This is a genomic window from Mesorhizobium sp. M1A.T.Ca.IN.004.03.1.1, assembly GCF_003997555.1.
In the GTDB taxonomy this organism is placed as follows: Bacteria; Pseudomonadota; Alphaproteobacteria; order Rhizobiales; family Rhizobiaceae; genus Mesorhizobium.
The window spans coordinates 1-3308 of record NZ_RZTV01000038.1; the positions used below are offsets into that span (position 1 = coordinate 1).

Here is a 3308-nt window from a genome sequence, read left to right on the forward strand (position 1 = left end):
GGCGAAGTTCCGCAATGCCGGCCAGACCTGCGTTTCCGCGAACCGCATTTACGTCCAATCGAGCGTTCACGATGAGTCCGCCGAGAAATTGTGGAGAAGGTCCGGCACTTATCAGTGGTCCGACGTCTACTCCCGGAGCGAAGCCGTCGCCAACCCAAGATCGAGTCCCACATCGCAGATGATAATTCGATGCGGGGCCGAACGATAAATATGCATGCTTTGGCCACCCTGAGGCAGGGCTCATTGAGATGATCCGACCGCCTTGGAACAAAGATGGGGTAGAGCAGATGAAGCGTTGGCAGCGTGTCTCCATTCGACGCGAGCGCTGAGGATGGGATCACGATCATTCGCATCACGCGCAGCCGCAAGGGCGATGCCATGGTTACTTTGGAATCGTTGAAGTGGTTTGAGCCGGACAGTCACAAATACACCCGTTACGCCGCGGCTCAGGAAACGGGGCGGCGTCCGGCGGTGGAGGTGCTCGCTGACTTAAAAAGGGTGCGGGCAGTCGTTGCGCTTGAGAGCGACGACATTTGGGATCCGGCACGGGGTGACCTGCTGCCAATCGGCAGTTAACAGGGTCCGACAAAAGTGTGCACAACATGCTGCTGAAGTGGCCTCCGGAAGCGCTACCGGAAGTTACGCGTCTTGAACTTGATAGGGTCGATATGGTCATACTGCATCGACGATGTCGCGCCCCTTCGGCATGCCGCGCGGATCGATGCCCGATCCGCCGTGATGAGCCTCGTCCCTCGGCCGTGCGGCAACGGAAACGGCGTCTTGCGGTTTCCCACGCTGGCCAGCCCGGCCGACAGATCGGTCAGCTCGTGGGCGACGAGGTGCACCACCTCCTCTTCCGTCGGATGCGTCCGCGGACGCCGAGCATGGCCGAAGCAAGAAGCACGCGCCGGAATTTCTCGAGAGATCTTGACCCAGACGACGACGTTTGCCGCACCCGTCTCATCCTCCAGAGGAACATGAAGCCTTTGGCCGAGCCCGGCCGCTGCCGGACCAGCACCAGGCCGGCGGCCTCGAGCCAGCTTCTGCCTCGCGCCTGCATAGCATCCTGACAGGTCACGGTGCGGCGCCGGTTAGGCGGCACACCGATTTTGGCAACGCTAGCCTGTGAACTGAAGAATGAAGGTCGGACTTGCGGCACATCGATTAGGTTCAAATGATAAGTTGCTGCCCGGCGAGGTCGTTTCAGCGCATCTCGACTGGTGGGTCGGCAAGACAATGCGGAACGGAAATGATCGCAGGCGTAAAGGACGGCTTTCGGGGCCGGAAGCTTCAGGCCTGGAACCGGACCCCAGTTTGGCGCAAGCATCGTGGCCTCCGCCCGGTCAGGCATTCACCGGCTCGCGAAATGCCAATTGATTCTGCTTAACCGGGCATACCTAAACGGCCACTTGCGTTCCGATCTCGACCACACGTCCGGTCGGGATCTGGAAATACTCCGTCGCGTCGGCGGCCGTGCGCGCCAAGCCGATGAACAGCTTGTCCTGCCACACCGGCATGCCGGAGTTGGGTGACGCCTTGAGCGAGCGACGCGACAGGAAGAAGGACGTCGTCATGATGTCGAACTTCCAACCCTGCTTGCGGCAGATCGCCAGCGCACGCGGGATGTTAGGCTGTTCCATGTAGCCGAAGGTCAGTGTCACCCGCATGAACAGCTCATTGATCGTTTCCATCTTGATCCGCTCGCTGTCGGGCACCACGGGCTGCTGCGCCGTCACCACAGAGAGGATGACGTTCTGTTCGTGCAGCGCCTTGTAGTGCTTCAGGCTGTGCATCAACGCGGTCGGCGCACTGGCGGGATCGCTGGTCAGGAACACGGCCGTACCGGACACCAGCTGCGGTTTCTTCTTCAACAGATTGCCCGCAAGGAAATCGAGCGGAATCTGGTTCCTGCGCGTCTTGTCAAATAGATACCTGCTGCCTCTTATCCAAGTCCACATGGTCATCACGATCACTGCGGCAATGGCAAGCGAGGCCCAGCCGCCTTCGAATACCTTGACGATGTTAGCTGCAAAGAAGCCGGTATCGATGAAGACGAACACCGCCATTAAGGCTATCGCGACGCCGAGCGGCCATTTCCAGATGCGCGTCATCACAACAAAAAGCAGTATGTTCGTCACCAGCATATTGCCGGTCACCGAAATACCGTAGGCCGAGGCCAGCCGGCTGGATTCGCCGAAGCCGACCACCAGCAGCATCACCACCAGCGCCAGCATCAGGTTGATGCGCGGCAGATAGATCTGGCCCGACTGTTTTTCCGACGTGTGCTGGATGACGAAACGCGGCAGCATGTTGAGCTGTACCGCTTGCCTGGTCAGCGAAAAGGCGCCGGAGATCACCGCCTGGCAGGCGATCACGGTCGCCGCCGTGGCAAGCACGACCATCGGAATAAGCGTCCAGCCCTGGTTCATCTCGAAGAACGGATGACCGACAACGCCGCCATTTGCCAGCACGAAGGCGCCTTGCCCGACATAATTGAGCAACAGACAAGGGAACACGATCGCCAGCCAGGCGAGCACGATCGGCTTGCGGCCGAAATGGCCGAGGTCGGCGTAGAGCGCCTCGGCTCCGGTGACGGCGAGGAAGACTGCACCAACCGTAACGAAGGCGACGTCAGGCGAGTTGACCAGGAACGACACGATGTAATGCGGGCTGATTGCCAGCAGGATTTCCGGGTCGTCCATGATGTGGTTGAGCCCGGAAAGGCCGATGGCCAGGAACCACAGCGCGGTAACGGGTCCGAACACCAATCCTACGCCGCCGGTGCCAAACCGCTGTACCGCAAACACGATCGCCAGGATGGCCAGTGTCAGCGGCACCACATAGGGCTGGAACGTCGGCGTGACGACATTCATACCTTCGACCGCCGACAGTACCGAGATTGCCGGCGTAATGACGGCGTCGCCAAAAAAAAGCGCCGCGCCGACGATGCCGATGCCGATGCCGATGCCGAGGATCACCGCAGAGCAGGTCGGGAAACTGTTGCGCGCCAGCGCCATAAGCGACAGCACTCCGCCCTCGCCTCGATTGTCGGCGCGGAGCACGAACATGATGTATTTGATCGTCACGGTGATCGTCAGGGACCAGATGATCAGCGAGAGTACGCCGAGGATGTCGCCACGGCTGGCGACGTTGCCACCCGCTGATGCATGCAACGCCTCGCGAAATGCATAGATCGGGCTGGTGCCTATATCGCCATAAACGACACCTAGTTGTGGAGCTTCAACAGGTTGTCCTCGATCAGGGCGAGGCGACTGATAGGCGTTTTTGACTTTAGGCTGCCATGTGGA

Annotated in this window: 2 protein-coding genes and 2 pseudogenes; 2 read left to right on the plus strand and 2 right to left on the minus strand. The window is 60.1% G+C overall.

What is annotated here, in order from left to right:
* Together EOD29_RS30510 and EOD29_RS30515 are read left to right on the plus strand one after the other, a co-directional pair.
* A pseudogene (locus tag EOD29_RS30510) lies at positions 1–117 on the plus strand (aldehyde dehydrogenase family protein); the annotation flags it as partial.
* A gap of 186 nt (positions 118–303) precedes the next feature.
* The gene (locus EOD29_RS30515; RefSeq protein WP_127248768.1) at positions 304–576 is read left to right on the plus strand and encodes a hypothetical protein; all 273 of its coding nucleotides are present in this window, start codon (positions 304–306) and stop codon (positions 574–576) included.
* Between the two features lie 53 nt (positions 577–629).
* Here the strand turns inward: EOD29_RS30515 and EOD29_RS30520 are convergent.
* Both EOD29_RS30520 and EOD29_RS30525 read right to left on the minus strand, forming a co-directional pair.
* A pseudogene (locus tag EOD29_RS30520) lies at positions 630–1090 on the minus strand (OB-fold nucleic acid binding domain-containing protein); the annotation flags it as partial.
* 307 nt (positions 1091–1397) lie between these two features.
* On the minus strand, positions 1398–3209 hold the full coding sequence (locus tag EOD29_RS30525) for a potassium transporter Kup (RefSeq protein ID WP_127248769.1): 1812 nt from the start codon (positions 3207–3209) through the stop codon (positions 1398–1400).
* Positions 3210–3308 lie beyond the last annotated feature (99 nt).